This is a genomic window from Anoxybacillus ayderensis, from assembly GCF_000833605.1.
GTDB classification, from domain to species: Bacteria; Bacillota; Bacilli; order Bacillales; family Anoxybacillaceae; genus Anoxybacillus; species Anoxybacillus ayderensis.
Map to the genome: position 1 here is coordinate 1 of NZ_JXTG01000057.1, position 930 is coordinate 930.

The 930-nt window shown below is 54.1% G+C and carries 6 tRNA genes and 1 rRNA gene; all 7 read right to left on the reverse strand.

Features of this window, described 5'->3' with window-relative positions:
• Nucleotides 1-251: ribosomal RNA gene (locus tag JV16_RS14855) — 16S ribosomal RNA — on the reverse strand; the annotation flags it as partial.
• A gap of 118 nt (nucleotides 252-369) precedes the next feature.
• Nucleotides 370-445: transfer RNA gene (locus JV16_RS14860), tRNA-Ala, on the reverse strand.
• Nucleotides 446-452: 7 nt separating this feature from the next.
• Nucleotides 453-529, reverse strand: a tRNA-Pro gene (locus JV16_RS14865).
• A gap of 20 nt (nucleotides 530-549) precedes the next feature.
• Nucleotides 550-626 (reverse strand) — tRNA-Arg (locus JV16_RS14870).
• Nucleotides 627-634: 8 nt separating this feature from the next.
• Nucleotides 635-720: transfer RNA gene (locus JV16_RS14875), tRNA-Leu, on the reverse strand.
• Nucleotides 721-730: 10 nt separating this feature from the next.
• Nucleotides 731-805 (reverse strand) — tRNA-Gly (locus JV16_RS14880).
• Between the two features lie 4 nt (nucleotides 806-809).
• Nucleotides 810-890 (reverse strand) — tRNA-Leu (locus JV16_RS14885).
• Nucleotides 891-930 lie beyond the last annotated feature (40 nt).

The window sequence follows — 930 nt, forward strand, 5'->3', positions numbered from 1 at the left end:
TGCGCCGCGGGCCCATCCTGTAGCGACAGCTTGCGCCGCCTTTCAACGAAAAACCATGCGGTTCTTCGTGTTATCCGGTATTAGCACCGATTTCTCGGTGTTATCCCCGTCTACAGGGCAGGTTGCCCACGTGTTACTCACCCGTCCGCCGCTAACGATTCAAAAGCAAGCTTTTGAATCGTCCGCTCGACTTGCATGTATTAGGCACGCCGCCAGCGTTCGTCCTGAGCCAGGATCAAACTCTCCATAGAAAAGTTATCCTTAGCTTTTGTACGCTTTTCGCTTCGTTCAGTTTTCAAAGAACATCTCATCGCTTTTGAAGCGACCTTCTTAATGTAACATTTACGTTTTTTCTTGTCAATACTTTTTTGGTGGAGCCTATCGGGATCGAACCGATGACCTCCTGCGTGCAAAGCAGGCGCTCTCCCAGCTGAGCTAAGGCCCCTTGAAAATGGTCGGGAAGACAGGATTCGAACCTGCGACCCCATGGTCCCAAACCATGTGCTCTACCAAGCTGAGCTACTTCCCGTCCTCATTACGATATAAACATGGCGCGCCCGAGAGGATTCGAACCCCTAACCTTCTGATCCGTAGTCAGATGCTCTATCCAATTGAGCTACGGGCGCATATAAAGTGCCGAGGGCCGGACTCGAACCGGCACGGTAGTCACCTACCGCAGGATTTTAAGTCCTGTGCGTCTGCCAATTCCGCCACCCCGGCATAGGCATGTTGGAGCGGAAGACGGGACTCGAACCCGCGACCCCCACCTTGGCAAGGTGGTGTTCTACCACTGAACTACTTCCGCATTATGCGGGTGGAGGGACTTGAACCCCCACGCCAGAGGCGCCAGATCCTAAGTCTGGTGCGTCTGCCAATTCCGCCACACCCGCATCATGGTGAGCCATGGAGGACTCGAACCTCCGACCCTCT